The sequence below is a fragment of the Pseudomonas sp. genome, assembly GCF_050739775.1.
Lineage (GTDB): Bacteria > Pseudomonadota > Gammaproteobacteria > Pseudomonadales > Pseudomonadaceae > Aquipseudomonas.
Genome location: NZ_JBOICA010000003.1, coordinates 45008 through 60297, shown reverse-complemented (window position 1 = coordinate 60297; position 15290 = coordinate 45008). Strand labels below are relative to the sequence as shown.

Annotated in this window: 13 protein-coding genes; 2 read left to right on the top strand and 11 right to left on the bottom strand. The window is 62.2% G+C overall.

Features of this window, described 5'->3' with window-relative positions; translation table 11 throughout:
* The 6 genes from ACRESH_RS02960 to ACRESH_RS02935 all read right to left on the bottom strand — a co-directional run bounded on the left by ACRESH_RS02960 (window position 1) and on the right by ACRESH_RS02935 (window position 8333).
* The gene (locus ACRESH_RS02960; protein ID WP_431740532.1) at window positions 1-1128 is read right to left on the bottom strand and encodes a TIGR03364 family FAD-dependent oxidoreductase; all 1128 of its coding nucleotides are present in this window, start codon (window positions 1126-1128) and stop codon (window positions 1-3) included.
* A 117-nt stretch (window positions 1129-1245) separates the two neighbouring features.
* Window positions 1246-2271, bottom strand: coding sequence for a putative 2-aminoethylphosphonate ABC transporter substrate-binding protein (locus ACRESH_RS02955; protein WP_431740531.1), 1026 nt, complete (start codon window positions 2269-2271; stop codon window positions 1246-1248).
* Between the two features lie 41 nt (window positions 2272-2312).
* On the bottom strand, window positions 2313-4037 hold the full coding sequence (locus ACRESH_RS02950; protein WP_431740530.1) for a putative 2-aminoethylphosphonate ABC transporter permease subunit: 1725 nt from the start codon (window positions 4035-4037) through the stop codon (window positions 2313-2315).
* Between the two features lies 1 nt (window position 4038).
* Window positions 4039-5103, bottom strand: a complete 1065-nt coding sequence (locus ACRESH_RS02945; RefSeq protein ID WP_431740529.1) for a putative 2-aminoethylphosphonate ABC transporter ATP-binding protein — start codon at window positions 5101-5103, stop codon at window positions 4039-4041.
* 109 nt (window positions 5104-5212) lie between these two features.
* Window positions 5213-6082: a LysR family transcriptional regulator gene (locus ACRESH_RS02940; RefSeq protein ID WP_431740528.1), complete on the bottom strand. Its 870-nt coding sequence runs from the start codon at window positions 6080-6082 to the stop codon at window positions 5213-5215.
* 7 nt (window positions 6083-6089) lie between these two features.
* On the bottom strand, window positions 6090-8333 hold the full coding sequence (locus ACRESH_RS02935) for a heavy metal translocating P-type ATPase (RefSeq protein WP_431740527.1): 2244 nt from the start codon (window positions 8331-8333) through the stop codon (window positions 6090-6092).
* An 82-nt stretch (window positions 8334-8415) separates the two neighbouring features.
* On the opposite strand from ACRESH_RS02935, the gene cadR reads away from it, so the two are divergent.
* Complete coding sequence (cadR, locus tag ACRESH_RS02930; RefSeq protein WP_431740526.1) at window positions 8416-8859, top strand: Cd(II)/Pb(II)-responsive transcriptional regulator; 444 nt, start codon at window positions 8416-8418, stop codon at window positions 8857-8859.
* Window positions 8860-8880: 21 nt separating this feature from the next.
* On the opposite strand, the gene ACRESH_RS02925 is transcribed toward cadR, so the two are convergent.
* The 3 genes from ACRESH_RS02925 to ACRESH_RS02915 are packed head-to-tail and all read right to left on the bottom strand — an operon-like array spanning window position 8881 to window position 11506.
* Window positions 8881-9852, bottom strand: coding sequence for a thymidylate synthase (locus tag ACRESH_RS02925; RefSeq protein WP_431740525.1), 972 nt, complete (start codon window positions 9850-9852; stop codon window positions 8881-8883).
* A 47-nt stretch (window positions 9853-9899) separates the two neighbouring features.
* Window positions 9900-10709: a prolipoprotein diacylglyceryl transferase gene (lgt, locus tag ACRESH_RS02920; RefSeq protein ID WP_431740524.1), complete on the bottom strand. Its 810-nt coding sequence runs from the start codon at window positions 10707-10709 to the stop codon at window positions 9900-9902.
* A gap of 14 nt (window positions 10710-10723) precedes the next feature.
* On the bottom strand, window positions 10724-11506 hold the full coding sequence (locus ACRESH_RS02915) for a sulfite exporter TauE/SafE family protein (protein ID WP_431740523.1): 783 nt from the start codon (window positions 11504-11506) through the stop codon (window positions 10724-10726).
* A gap of 127 nt (window positions 11507-11633) precedes the next feature.
* Between ACRESH_RS02915 and ACRESH_RS02910 the strand changes: the two genes are divergently transcribed.
* Entirely contained in the window at window positions 11634-12380 is a 747-nt protein-coding gene (locus ACRESH_RS02910; RefSeq protein ID WP_431740522.1) for an NRDE family protein, read from the top strand.
* A 70-nt stretch (window positions 12381-12450) separates the two neighbouring features.
* Here ACRESH_RS02910 and ptsP read toward each other — a convergent pair whose 3' ends face one another.
* Window positions 12451-14730, bottom strand: a complete 2280-nt coding sequence (ptsP, locus tag ACRESH_RS02905) for a phosphoenolpyruvate--protein phosphotransferase (RefSeq protein WP_431740521.1) — start codon at window positions 14728-14730, stop codon at window positions 12451-12453.
* A gap of 22 nt (window positions 14731-14752) precedes the next feature.
* On the bottom strand, window positions 14753-15232 hold the full coding sequence (locus ACRESH_RS02900; protein ID WP_431740520.1) for an RNA pyrophosphohydrolase: 480 nt from the start codon (window positions 15230-15232) through the stop codon (window positions 14753-14755).
* Window positions 15233-15290: the final 58 nt, after the last annotated feature.

Sequence of the window (15290 nt, the reverse complement as noted above, 5' to 3'; positions counted from 1 at the left end):
TCAAGCGGTTTCGTTGAGCAATCGAGCGATATGCCGCTCGGCCAGGGCCGGACCGACGCTCATGCCAACACCACTGTGCATCAGCGCAGCACTGACGCCTGGCGTCACCTGCAACAGTGAAAACGGCCCGGGACCGCCAGAACCATAGACGCCCTGCCAGCGCTCAACCACCTCGATGCGACCACCGAGGGTGTGCTCGGCCAGTTCGATCATCCAGTTATCGACCTGCTCGGCATTGAAGGGCGAGGCATCGCTGCCATAGGCATGGGAATCGCCGATGATCAGCTCGCCATGGGGCGTGGGGCTGATCAGCAGGTGAATGCCGTGCGCCATCAGGTGCGGACTGTCGTTGTGCAATTGCGCCTTGAGGGCCTGGGCCTGAGGCAGGTCGGCGAAAGCGCCGTAATGTACGCAGCTCAGCCCAGTCAGCAGGGCATGTTGCAGGTTCAGATTGAAACATGGTCGGGCACGCAGCATCTGTAAACGACAGACTTGCGCTTGCAGCTTGGCGATGGGTTCGGCAAGCAGGGTCTGGTAGTCATGCCCGGAGCAGACCACGATCTGAGCGGCGCTGAAATCACCTGCGGTGGTCGACACCTTTCCAGGTTCGATATCGCGAACCAAGGTGGAGAAATGAAACTGCACATCCAGTTCCTGTTGCAGGAAGCGGATCAGCGTGGGGATAGCTTCTCGGGAGTACAACTGCTGGTCGTCCAGCCCGCGCAAGGCCGCGCGGTGGTGGCGGAACTGGCCGCCATACAGATCGTTGAGGGCCGCGCCCGACAATAGTTCGACCTTGTAGCCCTGCTCCACGGCCCGTTCGGCACAGAAGGCTTCCAGCAGTTCTTGCTCAAGGGTGGTGCGCGCGAACAACAGCGAACCATTGCTCTTCAATTCGAAGCCGGCCTGACGCGACCAGTGTGCCCAGATCCCGCGGCTGGCCTTGGCCAGTTCAAGCATCTCACCCAGTGGTTGGCCGGTGACCAGCGCCTGGCCGAAGTTGCGCACCGAAGCGCCCAGTGGCGTGGCGCTGCGCTCGAATACCCGGACCTTGAGGCCGCGCCGGGCAGCGGCGTAGGCGTGGGACAGGCCGAGGATGCCGGCGCCGACAATCAGTAGATCGGTCATGGGGTAAATCCTTGAAAGCGGTGTTGAGTCATTCGCCGGCAAGGCCGGCTCCTACAAGAGGACGATGTACCCCACCCTGTAGGAGCCAGCCTTGCTGGCGATGAACGTGACGCGGTCTTACTGCTGCGCCACCTTCTCCGACTTGCCGTCATAGCGCTTGCGCCATTCAGCCAGAATGCTGTCGCGGTTCTTCGAGGCCCAGGCGAAGTCGTTCTTGATCAGGCGTTGCTCGTAGTCAGCCGGCAGTTCGGTCTGCGGCTTGGCGATACCTGGCTGGGCGAGCACAGCGAAGTTTTCCTTGTACAGCTCCATCGCCGCCGGGCTTGCGGAGAAGTCGGCCAGGCGCTTGGCAGCGTCTTCATGCTTGCTACCCTTGAGTACTGCGGTGGCTTCGATTTCCCAGCCCAGGCCTTCCTTCGGCAGGACGATGTCCAAAGGCGCTCCCTGACGCTTGAGCTGCACGGCCGGGTATTCGAAGGAGATGCCAATCGGGAACTCACCGGCCGCTGCGAGCTTGCACGGCTTGGAGCCAGAGTGAACATACTGGCCGATGTTCTGGTGCAGGCCGTCCATGTACGCCCAGCCCTGCTTCTCACCAAAGGTCTGCAGCCAGGCGCTGACATCCAGGAAGCCGGTGCCGGACGATGCCGGGTTAGGCATGACAATCTTGCCCTTGTACTCAGGCTTGGTCAGATCCTGCCAGCTCACTGGTTTGCTCAGGCCCTGTTTCTCGGCTTCGATGGTGTTGAAGCAGATGGTCGCAGCCCAGACGTCCATGCCGACCCAGGCCGGTGGATTGGCAGCATCGCGATAGTTGCCGCCGATCTTGTCCAGATCCTTCGGTGCATAGCTTTGCAGCATGCCCTGCTGATCGAGGATCGCCAGGCTGGAAGCGGCCAGGCCCCACACCGCGTCAGCCTGCGGACGGTCTTTTTCGGCTAGCAGCTTGGCGGTGATGATGCCGGTGGAATCACGTACCCACTTGATCTCGATATCCGGGTTGGCCTTTTCGAAGGCCTGCTTGTAGCTCTTGAGCTGTTCGGCTTCAAGTGCGGTGTAGACCGTCAGCTGAGTTTCGGCGGCAGTGGCCTGCAGACTGAACGCAGTGAGGACGGCAGCGGCAAGAGCAAGTGGCTTGAACATGATGCGGTTCCTTTGAACGGTACGAGGGAGGGGTAAGGCAATCACTGACCCGGCGCACGCTGGCGCCAGGCTTGGGAACGTTGCAGCAGGCCACGCGAGGTCCAGGCCAGGAGCAGCGATACGCTGGCGCTGGTCAGCAGGATCAAGGTCGACATCGCCGCCGCGCCGCCAACATTGCCGGCATCGTCCATGTTCAACACGGCGACAGCGGCAAGGATGGTGTCCGGGCTGTAGAGGAAGATCGCCGCCGACACCGTGGTCATCGCCGAAACGAACAGGTAGCGGACGATGTCCAGCAGCGCCGGCAGGCAGATCGGCACGGTGACCCGCAGGAAGTGCCGGTACAGCGGCGCCTTGAGCGACAGCGCAGCGGCTTCGAACTCGCCGTCGAGCTGGCGCAAGGCGGTGGTTGCAGTCATTTGCGCAGTGGTCAGATAGTGAGCAATGGTGCACACCACCAGCAACGCCATGCTGCCGTAGAACACATGCAGGGGGTTGCTGGTCAGGTTGAAGAAGAACACGTAGCCCAGGCCCAGGACCAGACCAGGTACCGCCATCGGCACAAAGCTGAGCAGGCGCAACACCAGGTTGAGTGCGCGCTGGCCCTTGGTTTTTTCCATCAGGTAGGCGCCGGTGAAGATCACTGCACTGCCGATCAACGCAGTGCCCAGGGCCATGGTCAGGCTGTTGCGGTAGGCCAGCCAACCACCACCGGCGGTTTCATCGAACTGATAGTGCTTGAGCGACAAGGTCATGTTGTAGGGCCAGAACGTCACCAGCGACGAGTACACCGCCATACCCACCACCAGCAACAGCACCGCGCAGACCATCAGCACCAAGGCCAGGAACCAGGCATCACGACGGCGTGACGGCTGCGGCAGGAACACTTGGGCACGGCCACTCATGGCATCGCCCTGGCGACGACGCAACCAGGCATCGACAGCAAAACTGAGCAAAGCTGGCACCAGCAGGACCATGCCGATCAATGCACCGCGACCGAACTGCTGCTGGCCGACCACGGCCTTGTAGGCTTCCAGTGCCAACACCTGATAGTCGCCACCCACCACCACGGGCACACCGAAATCGGTGATGGTCAGGGTGAACACCAGGCAGAACGCGGCGAACACAGCCTGACGAGTGGCCGGCCAGGTAATGCTGTGGAAGGCGCGCCATGAACCGGCACCCATGCTCGAAGCGGCATCGAACAAGCGTGCGTCGGCCAACGATAGCGCCGAGAGGAGGATCATCAGGGCATGGGGAAAGGTGTAGATGGCTTCACCGAGGACAATGCCCCAGAAACCATAGATATTGTCGCTCAGCAGACCGCGCAGCAGCCCCTGGTTGCCGACCAGGTAGACCAGGGCAATGGCTGGCAGCATCGAAGGTGCCAGCAACGGGAGCAGTGAGATACCGCGCCAGATACGCTTGGCGGGGATCAGCGTGCGCTGCAAGGCGTAGGCGAACAGGTAGGCCAGGGGCACGACAATCGCGGCGACGCTGAGCGAAACTTTGAGGCTATTGCCTAGCAGCCAGTGAAAGTTGGCGCTGGCAAACAACTCACGTGCGGCGACCAGCCCACCGCCCTGCCCGGCATCACTGCTGAAACCACGCCAGAAGATCGCCAACAGAGGCATCAACACCGCAGCAGTCAGCAGGAGCAGCAGCAACCATTTACCGCCGACCACGAACAGTCGATCACCCAGTGACACGCCGGAGCGCTGTGCTGCCTTCGCGTGCGCGATCGGCATGGTCATTGGCGCGGCCATCTCAGGCAAACACCTGCAGGCTGCGCGGTGGCAGGGCTACCCAGATGTCCTGGGAGCCCAGGCGCGGCATCGACTCGGGCGCGACTTCAGCCAACAGGGCGTGGCCGGGCAGCGCGTTGAACTCGAAACTCATCCGGCAGCGGTTGCCGAGGAAGGTAATCTCGCGCACCCGCGCCGGGAACAGGTTTTCTTCATGCACCGGCGGGTTGACACTGATCGCTTCAGGGCGACAAAACAAACGACCGCTGCGAGCCTGGCCAGCACCGTCGGCCAAGCGCATGTTCAGGGCACCGACCTGAGCATGGCTGTCAGTGTGACGCTGGAACGGCAGCCAGTTGCCCTGGCCGACGAACTCGGCCACGAACGGCGTGGCCGGTTTGTCGTAGATTTCCTGGGGCGTGGCGTATTGCTCGACCTGACCGTTATTCATCACCGCGATGCGGTCGGCCATGAGCATCGCCTCGTCCTGGTTGTGGGTCACCATCAGGGTGGTAATGCCCAGCTGGCGTTGCAGCTGGCGCAGCTCGGTACACAGGTGTTCGCGAACCCGGGCATCGAGGGCCGACATCGGCTCATCGAGCAGCAGCAACGAAGGTGCCGGGGCCAAGGCGCGAGCCAGGGCTACCCGCTGCTGCTGACCACCGGAAAGCTGGCCGGGGTACTTTTTCTCGCTGCCGGTCAGACCGACCAGCTCAAGCATCTGCGCCACGCGCTGGCGTACCTCGTCACGACCGCTGCCGGCCAGGCCGTAGGCGATGTTGGCCTCGACGGTCAGGTTCGGAAACAGCGCATAGGACTGAAACAGGATGCCGTAGTCACGGGCCTGGGGCGGCAACTCGGAGATGTCACGATCGCCGATGTACAGGCTGCCACGGTCCTGGCGTTCGAGGCCGGCGATGCAGCGCAGCAACGTGGTCTTGCCACAGCCGGACGGGCCCAGCAGACACACCAGCTCACCGGCGGCGATGTCCAGGGAGACATCCTGCAGGGCGGTAAAGGCGCCGAAGCGCTTGTGGATACCGCGCACTTTCATCTGTGCGCCCGGGTTTGCGACTGGCGTGTTCATGGCAGGACCTCATCGAACGAATGAGGGCCATGCTAGGGGGGTAATGCGAAGGTTCTGTGGCTGGGAGGCAAAAGATGGCGATAGTGATATAGGCAGATTTGGGTGTCAGCTAGATCTCCAGCGCCGACACTTCCTGCACCAACCCCAGGAAAGCCGCAGGCAAGCGCGCCTGCTTCCGCTCTTTCAGGCAATACAGGTACTCATGCATCACCGGTGCATTCTCCAGGCTCAACACCCGCAACTCGGGGTTATGCGGCACCTCATGACGGGCGATGAGGCTGATGCCGATGTTGCGCAACACCGCTTCACGGATCGACTCGCGGCTGCCGATTTCCAGGATCGAACCCACCTTGACCCCAGCCTCTTCAAGCATCTGCTCGGTCAATTTGCGGGTTGTCGAACCTTGCTCACGTACCAGCAGGCAGTGCCCAGCCAGTGCCGACAGCGGCAGTGATTCGCGACTGGCCAGTGGATGATTGCGATGCACCGCCACCACCAACGGATCGGTACCCAGCACCCGCCGCACCAGTCGCGCGTCTTCAAGCAACTGCGACGAAGCCGCAAGGTCCACACGATAGTCCTCTAACAACTCCAGCACCTGTTGGGAGTTGCCAATTTCCACCGAGACTTCAACCTGAGGCAAACGCTCGCGAAAGATCTTCACCAGATCGAGGATGTAGTACGGCGCGGTCGCCGCAATGCGCAAACTGCCCTGGGCCTGGCCACTGTTGCGCAGGAAGAACTCGATATCGGCCTCCTGCTGCAACAGGGTCTTGACCATCGGCAGCAGCCGCGCGCCGTCATCGCTGAGAGTCAGGCGCCGGCCGCCACGGTAGAACAGCTCCACCGCGTACTGGCTTTCCAGGTTGCGGATCTGCGTGGTCACCGTCGGTTGGCTGAGCCCGAGTTTCTTCGCCGCCAGGGTAATGCTGCCCAGGCGGGCAACCATGTAGAAGGCTTTCAACTCGGAACTCAACATACATCCTCTATTTTCGCAGCAGGCGCAGGCCGTTGAAGACCACCAACAAGCTCACGCCCATATCGGCGAACACCGCCATCCACATGGTTGCCATACCGGCGAAAGTGATCGCCAGAAAGATCGCCTTGATGCCCAGCGCCAGCACGATGTTCTGGGTCAGGATCGTCGCGGTCTGACGCGAGAGCCTGACGAAGGCCGGGATTTTGCGCAAGTCATCATCCATCAGCGCCACGTCGGCGGTCTCGATCGCCGTGTCAGTACCGGCCGCAGCCATGGCAAAGCCGATCTCCGAACGTGCCAGCGCCGGGGCGTCATTGATACCGTCACCCACCATGCCGACCCGATGCCCTTGGGCGTACAGATCCTCGATGGTCTTGAGCTTGTCGGCCGGCAGCAGGTTGCCATGGGCCTGGTCGATACCCACCTGGACGGCAATGGCTTGAGCGGTGTGAGGATTGTCGCCGGTGAGCATGACAGTCTTGATACCCAACTCATGCAGTTCGGCAATCGCCTTGCGGCTGCTGTCCTTGACCGTGTCAGCCACCGCAAACAGCGCCAGCGGGCCGGACTTGTCGAGCAGCAACACCACGGTCTTGCCCTGACTTTCCAGAGCGTCGAGCTGTGCCTCAAGCTGTGGTGAGCACAGGCCCAGCTCTTCGACCAGGCGATGGTTGCCCAGATGATACAGCTCACCGTCGACTTCGCCGCGCACGCCCCGCCCCGCCAGGGCTTCGAACGCCGAGACGTCACTCAGGCCCAGGTGCTGCTCTGCGGCAAATACGGCAATGGCACGGGACACCGGGTGGTCGGAACGCTCGGCGAGGCTTGCCGCCAGCGCCTGGGCGCGACCTTCGAACAGCGGATCGAGAACGACATGATCGGTCTGAACCGGCTTGCCGTGGGTGATGGTGCCGGTCTTGTCCAGGGCCAGGAAATCGAGTTTGCGCCCGCCTTCCAGGTACACCCCACCCTTGACCAGAATGCCTTTGCGCGCCGCAGCCGCCAGGCCGCTGACGATGGTCACCGGAGTGGAAATCACCAGGGCGCAAGGGCAGGCAACCACCAGCAACACCAAGGCCCGGTAGATCCAGTCGAACCAGGCACCGGCCATGAACAGCGGTGGAATCACCGCTACCGCCAAGGCAAAGGCGAACACCGCCGGGGTATAAATCCGCGAGAACTGGTCAACGAAGCGCTGGGTTGGCGCGCGAGCGCCCTGGGCTTCTTCCACGGCCTTGATGATCCGTGCCAGGGTCGATTGTCCGGCAGCCGCCGTCACCCGGTATTCCAGGGCGCCGGCCTGGTTGATGGTACCGGCGAAGACCTTGTCGCCCGGGCCTTTTTCCACCGGCAGGCTCTCACCGGTAATCGGCGCCTGGTCGATGCTTGACTGGCCACTGACCACCTCGCCATCCAGGCCGATGCGCTCACCAGGGCGCACCCGTACCAGAGCACCCAACGCCACCTGCTTGACCTCGACCTCACGCCACTGGCCATCGGCCTGTTGCACCGTGGCCATGTCCGGACTCAACTGCATCAGCCCACCAATCGCATTGCGCGCACGGTCCAGCGAGCGCGCTTCGATCAATTCGGCGACAGTAAAGAGGAACATGACCATGGCCGCTTCCGGCCACTGGCCGATCAGCACGGCGCCGGTCACGGCGATGCTCATCAGCGCATTGATGTTCAGGTTGCGGTTCTTCAGGGCGATCCAGCCCTTCTTGTAGGTGCCCAAACCACAGCTGAGGATCGACACTAAAGCAACCAGGGCGACGACCCAGGCAGGCGCCAACTCTGCAAAGTGGATGCCCTCGGCGGCAAGGGCAGCAACCCCCGACAGCGCCAACGGCCACCAATGCTTTTTCCCCGGTGCCGCTGGGGAGGCAGGCTCTTCGCTGGCCTCTGTCAGCGGCTCGGCCTGCATTCCCAGCGAGGCCACGGCCTGCTCGATGGCCAAGGTATCGGCATGGGTATGCCAAACGCCGAGGACACGGTTGATCAGGTTGAACTCCAACTGCTCGACACCCGCCAGCTTGCCCAGTTTGTTCTGGATCAAGGTCTGTTCGGTCGGGCAATCCATGGCCTCGATGCGGAAACGACTGAGGCGCGCATCGCTGCTGGCAGCCTCACTCAGCTGCACCAGCGCTGGTGCGGCATCGTGGGAGCAGCAGCTATGGGCATGCTCGGCGTGGTCATGGCTGGCGTGATCATGGGTGTCTTTACCCGGGGTATGGCTAACAGGCTGGTTCATGGGCTCATCCCTAAATGTCCTGTTGCCAAGTGAACACCCTGTAGCCACTATAGGGTCAAGCAACCTGCCGAGGTATTTTCAGATGAAGATCGGAGAACTGGCCAAAGCCACTGACTGCGCGGTGGAAACCATCCGTTATTACGAGCGGGAAAACCTGCTGCCGGAGCCTGCGCGTAGCGAGGGCAACTACCGGATGTACACCCAGGCCCATGTCGAGCGCCTGACCTTCATCCGCAACTGCCGCACCCTCGACATGACCCTGGAAGAGATCCGCAGCCTGCTGCGCCTGCGCGACAGCCCGGACGACCAGTGTGAAAGCGTCAACGCCCTGATCGATGAGCATATCCAGCACGTCAATGCGCGAATCGATGGATTGCAGGCCTTGCAGGCGCAACTGCTGGAGCTGCGTCAACATTGCCATTCCAAGGAGGTACAGTGCTCGATCCTCCAGCACCTGGAGATCAATGGTGCGGTGACTACGCCAGAGGCGGAGCATTCGCATGTAGGTAGAAGCCACGGGCACTGAAGGCCCGTGGCGAGGTGACACTCAGACTGCCATCGGCGCGGTCATTGGCGCATGGTGCTCGTAACCTTCAAGGCTGAAGTCACTCGGTTCGACCTTCTCCAGCCACTCCGGCTCATACACGCCGGTCTTGGCATACTCAGGTACGCGATCATTGATCACCAGCTTGGGCGCCGCCAGCGGCTTGCGCTTGAGCTGCTCGTTGAGCATGTCCAGGTGGTTCTCATACACATGCGCATCACCGATGAAGTAGGTGAACCAGCGCGGCGTGTAACCGGTCAGGCGACCTACCAGCGACAGCAGTGCGGCGCCTTCGGTGAGGTTGAACGGTGTACCCAGGCCCAGGTCGTTGGAGCGGATGTAGAGGGTCAGGGAGATTTCCCTGGTCTCGACATTCGGGTGGAACTGGTACAGCAGGTGGCACGGCGGCAGGGCCATTTCGTCGAGCTGGGCACAGTTCCAGCCGTGGAACAGGATGCGGCGGCTGCCCGGGTCCTTGTGGATGGTGTCGATGCACTGGCGGATCTGGTCGATGGCCTTGTACAGCACCACAAAGGCTTCGCCGTCTTCTTCGGCTTCGGCAATCTTCTGGAAGCCCTGGCTCTGCGCCAGTTCGATCGCAGCCGGGTTGCTCAGCGGGATGCGCTTGTAGGCCGGCCACTGGCGCCATTGCACGCCGTAGATCTCGCCGAGGTCGTCATGCCCCTGGCGGAACGGGTTGGCCAGCCACTGGGCGTTTTCGTTGGCGTTCTGGTCCCAGACCTTGCAGCCCAGTTCACGGAACTCGCCGGCATTCTTCACACCACGCAGGAAGCCGACCATTTCACCAATGGCCGACTTGAACGCCAGCTTGCGGGTGGTGATGGCCGGAAAGCCTTTCTGCAGGTCGAAGCGCAGCATGGCGCCGGGCAGGCTGATGGTGCGGATACCGGTACGGTTGCCCTGCAGGGTGCCGTTTTCGATCACGTCGCGGACCAGATCTAGATACTGTTTCATGGCTTACCTGTAGCAAAGACGGCAGGGGATCACCCTGCCGTGGAAAATCAAACGGCGGCCTTGGCCGTGGGTTTGCGGTTGTAGGCCCACCAGATCAGGCCGATGCCACCGACGATCATCGGCACGCAAAGCAACTGACCCATGGTCAACCAGCCAAAGGCAATGTAGCCAAGCTGGGCATCGGGTACCCGCACGAATTCCACGATGAAGCGGAAGATCCCGTAGAACAGCGCGAACATGCCGGAAACGGCCATGGTCGGGCGCGGCTTGCGCGAGTACAGCCAGAGAATCAGGAATAATGCCACACCTTCCAGGGCGAACTGGTACAGCTGCGACGGGTGACGTGGCAACTGGGCCGGATCACTGAATGGCGGAAAGACCATGGCCCACGGCACATCAGTGGCCTTGCCCCACAGCTCGGCGTTGATGAAGTTGCCGATGCGTCCGGCACCCAGGCCGATCGGCACCAGCGGCGCGACGAAGTCCATCAACTCGAAGAACGACTTGTTGTTGCGCTTGCCGAACCACAGAGCCGCCAGCATCACACCGATAAAGCCGCCGTGGAACGACATGCCGCCCTTCCAGACCTCGAAGATCAGCGCCGGGTTGGCGAGATAGGCATGCAGATCATAGAACAGCACATAGCCCAGGCGTCCGCCGACGATCACGCCCATGGACAGCCAGAACACCAGGTCCGAGAGCTTTTCGCGGCTCCAGGTCGGATCGAAGCGGTTCAACCGCCGCGAGGCCAGCAGCCAGGCGCCACCGATGCCGATCAGGTACATCAGACCGTACCAATGGATTTTCAGCGGTCCCAGGGCAATGGCCACGGGATCTATCTGCGGGTAAGGCAGCATGGTGACTCCTCTCGTTAAAGCAAAAAGCTTAAGCCCACACAAAACAGCAGCGCGGCGAACAGCCGCTTGAGCAGGCGTGGCGACAGTTTATGCGCCAGACGCGCGCCAAAGCGGGCAAAAAACATACTGGTCAGGGCAATCCCCAGCAGTGCGGGCAGGTAGACAAAACCCAAGCTATGCGCGGGCAAGTGCGGGTCGTGCCAGCCGAGCCAGATGAAACTCAGGGCGCTGGCCAGCGCAATCGGAAAGCCACAAGCCGAGGACGTCGCCACGGCCTGCTGCATGGGCAGGCTGCGCCAGGTCAGGAATGGCACGGTCAACGAGCCGCCACCGATGCCGAAGATCGCCGACGCCCAACCGATCACACTGCCTGCCGCAGTCAATCCTGGCTTGCCGGGAATGTCACGGCTGGCCTTGGGCCTGAGGTCCAGGGCCATCTGCGCGGCAATCACCAGGGCAAATACGCCGATGATTTTCTGCAGCATCGGCCCCTGGATGGCCGAAGCGGTCTTGGCACCGATGCCGGCACCGACCAGGATTCCCAGGGTCATCCAGACAAAGATCGGCCACTGCACCGCCCCCCTGCGATGGTGCTCGCGAATGGCATTGATCGAGGTGAAGACAATGGTCGCCAGGGACGTCCCCACGGCCAGGTGGGTCAGCACCGAGGCATCGAAGCCCTGCAAGGTGAAACTGAACACCAGCACCGGCACGATGATAATGCCACCGCCAACGCCGAACAGCCCAGCCAGCACGCCTGCACAGGCGCCCAACAGCAAATAGAGCACGAATTCCATTGTCGCCCCCGTAAATTCAGTCCGGCATGGTAACGGAAGGTAGGCCTGCGGCTCTAGTGAAGACACATTAAGTCGCTGGATCGTGTCAGACGCTTTGGTAAAGTGGGCAAAAACACAGAGGCATCCTATGTGTCTGATCGTCTTCGCCTGGCGGCCCGGGCATGCCCAGCCGCTGATCGTCGCGGCCAACCGTGATGAGTTCTATGCCCGCCCCAGCCGCATGCTGGGCGCCTGGGACGATGCCTCCGGCGTCTACGCCGGGCGCGACCTGGAAGCAGGCGGCACCTGGCTGGGCGTCGGCCCGGCGGGGCGATTTGCCGCGCTGACCAACATCCGCGACCCACAACAAGCCCAAGGCGCGCGCTCACGAGGCGAGCTGGTGGCGGACTTCCTGCGGGGTGAGGTGGGCGTCGAAGCTTATCTGGACCAGGTCGCCAGCCACAGCCAGCAGTATTCGGGGTTCAACCTGCTGGTGGGCGATAGCGCCACGCTCGGTTACCTGAATGCCCGTGAGGCTCAGGTACAGCGGCTGGGCGAAGGGGTCTACGGCCTGTCCAATGCTGGGCTGGACACACCCTGGCCGAAGCTGCTCAAGGCCCGTACCGGGCTGTCACAGCATCTGGCCGACCCGCAACCCGAAACGTTGCTGGCATTGCTTGGAGACAACCAGCAAGCGGCAGACAGCGAGCTACCGGAAACCGGCGTCGGCTTGAGTACCGAGCGCTTGCTGTCGAGCGTGTTCATTGCCAGCCAGAACTATGGGACACGGGCCAGTACAGTGCTGATTGTTGAAGCGGATGGTCGGCGACGGCTGGTAGAGCGCAGTTTCGGGCCGTTTGGGGGGCATTTGGGGGAAGTGGACCTGCTGGTCTGACGTCATCGCGGGGCACGCCCGCACAGGTTCCAAGCAAACCTGTGGGCGCGGGCGTGCCCCGCGATAAGGCTCACAAATTCTTCGCCGACCCCGGATTGATCATCCGCGCCAGCCCCAGGTTCTTCAGGGCCAGCTGCAGCGAACTGTGGATAACTTGCGGGTTGTCGATGCCCATGGCCTGGGCCAGCAGTTCCTTGGACTTGCTCAGGCTCACCTGACGCAGCATCCATTTCACCTTGGGCAAGTTGGTGGCGTTCATCGACAGGCTGTCAAAACCCATGGCCATCAGCAACACCGCCGCCGCCGGATCACCGGCCATCTCGCCACAGATACTCACCGGCTTGCCTTCGGCATGGGCGTCGCGCACCACGTTCTGCAGGGCTTGCAACACGGCTGGATGCAGGTAGTCGTAGAGGTCGGCTACGCGCGGGTTGTTGCGGTCGACCGCCAACAGGTACTGGGTCAGGTCGTTGGAGCCGACCGAAAGGAAGTCCACCTGGCGGGCCAGCTCGCGCGTCTGGTACACCGCTGCCGGGATCTCGACCATAACGCCCACCGGCGGCATCGGCACGTCAGTGCCTTCATCACGCACTTCACCCCAGGCCCGGTGGATCAGGTGCAGGGCTTCTTCGAGCTCGTGGATACCGGAAATCATCGGCAGCAGAATGCGCAGGTTGTTCAGGCCTTCGCTGGCCTTGAGCATGGCCCGGGTCTGCACCAGGAAGATTTCCGGGTGGTCGAGGGTCACGCGGATACCGCGCCAGCCAAGGAAGGGGTTGTCTTCCTTGATCGGGAAATACGACAGCGCCTTGTCGCCCCCGATGTCCAGGCTACGCATGGTTACCGGCAAGGGGTGGAAGGCCGCCAGTTGCTCGCGGTAAATCGCCAGCTGCTCCTTTTCGCTAGGGAAGCGCTGGTTGATCATGAACGGCACTTCGGTGCGGTACAGCCCGACCCCCTCGGCGCCACGCTGCTGGGCGCGGGCTACATCGGCGAGCAGGCCGGTGTTGACCCACAGCGGCATGCGGTGGCCATCAAGCGTAATGCACGGCAGCTCGCGCAAGGCATCAAGGCCCTGGGCAAGCTGGCGTTCTTCTTCGACCACTTCGGCATACTGCTTGCGCAGCACTTCACTGGGGTTGGTGTAGACATCGCCCTTGTAGCCATCGACGATCATGTCGATGCCGTCGACCTTCGAATACGGCAGGTCGACCAGGCCCATCACGGTCGGAATACCCATGGCCCGGGCCAGGATCGCCACGTGGGAGTTGCCCGAACCCAGTACCGAAACCAGGCCGACCAGCTTGCCTTCCGGCACTTCGCCGAGCATCGCCGGGGTCAGTTCTTCACTGATCAGAATGGAGTTATCGGGATAGACCAGCGTCTGCTGCCTTGCCTCCTGCAGGTAGGCCAGCAGACGCCGGCCCAGATCCTTCACGTCCGATGCCCTCTCACGCAGGTAGGCGTCGTCCATCAGCTCGAAGCGATTGACGTGCTCACCCACCACCTGGCGCAAGGCGCCCTGGGCCCACTGGCCGGTTTTGATCACCTGCACCACTTCGCCGCCCAGGGCCGCGTCTTCGAGCATCATCAGGTAGACGTCGAACAACGCGCGCTCTTCCGGGCGCAGCTGGGTGGCGAGTTTGGCGGACAGGCTGCGCATGTCGGCGCGCACGCCTTCCAGCGCATTGTTGAAAAGTGTCAGCTCGGCGTCGATGTCATCAACAGTCTTGTCCGGCACCACGTCAAGGTCGGCCGGTGGCAGCATGACCACCGCCTTGCCCACAGCCGCGCCAGGCGAACCCGGCACGCCGACGAACTTGGCCTCCTGAATGCCTTTGCCCTGGCGACCCAGACCACGGATCGAGCCGGTGGCTTCGGCATGCGCGATGACCCCGGCCAGCTGCGCGCTCATGGTCACCAGGAAGGCTTCTTCGCCCTCATCGAACTGGCGCCGCTCTTTTTGCTGGATGACCAGCACCCCGACTACCCGCCGATGGTGAATGATCGGCGCACCGAGAAACGAGGCGAAACGCTCTTCACCGGTTTCAGCGAAGTAACGGTAGCGCGGGTGGCCGGCGGCATTTTCCAGGTTAAGCGGCTCTTCACGGGTGCCGACCAGACCGACCAGGCCCTCGTTGGGCGCCATGCTGACCTTGCCGATCGAGCGCTTGTTCAAGCCTTCGGTGGCCATCAGGACGAAGCGGTTGGTCTCGGGGTCAAGCAGGTAGACCGAACAGACCTGACTGCCCATGGCCTCTTTGACGCGCAACACAATGATCCCCAACGCCGTCTTGAGATCCTTGGCGGAGTTAACTTCCTGGACGATCTTGCGCAGCGTATTGAGCATGGCTCGGGGTCGAACTCCGTCGTCAGTCGCGCGCCAGCAGGCGCGGGGCAAGCTCTTTGAGAGCGCGGCGGTAAACCTCGCGCTTGAATGTCACCACCTGGCCCAGCGGATACCAATAACTGACCCAGCGCCAGCCATCGAATTCCGGTTTCCCGGTCAAATCCATCCGCACCCGCTGCTCGTTTGAAACCAGGCGCAGGAGAAACCATTTCTGTTTCTGGCCGATGCACAGCGGTTGGCTGTGGGTCCGGACCAGACGTTGGGGTAAACGATAACGCAACCAGCCGCGGGTGCAGGCAAGAATTTCAACATCATCGCGCTCCAGCCCCACTTCTTCGTTCAGCTCGCGGTACAGGGCATCTTCCGGCGACTCTTCAGGATTGATACCACCCTGGGGAAACTGCCAGGCATCCTGGTTGATCCGCCGAGCCCATAGCACCTGCCCAAGATCATTCGTCAGAATGATCCCGACATTGGGGCGAAAACCATCGGGGTCGATCACGGCAGCAACCTCGCAAACGCATGTCACGGCATTGTTCCACAAAGGTCACAAGGCCAGC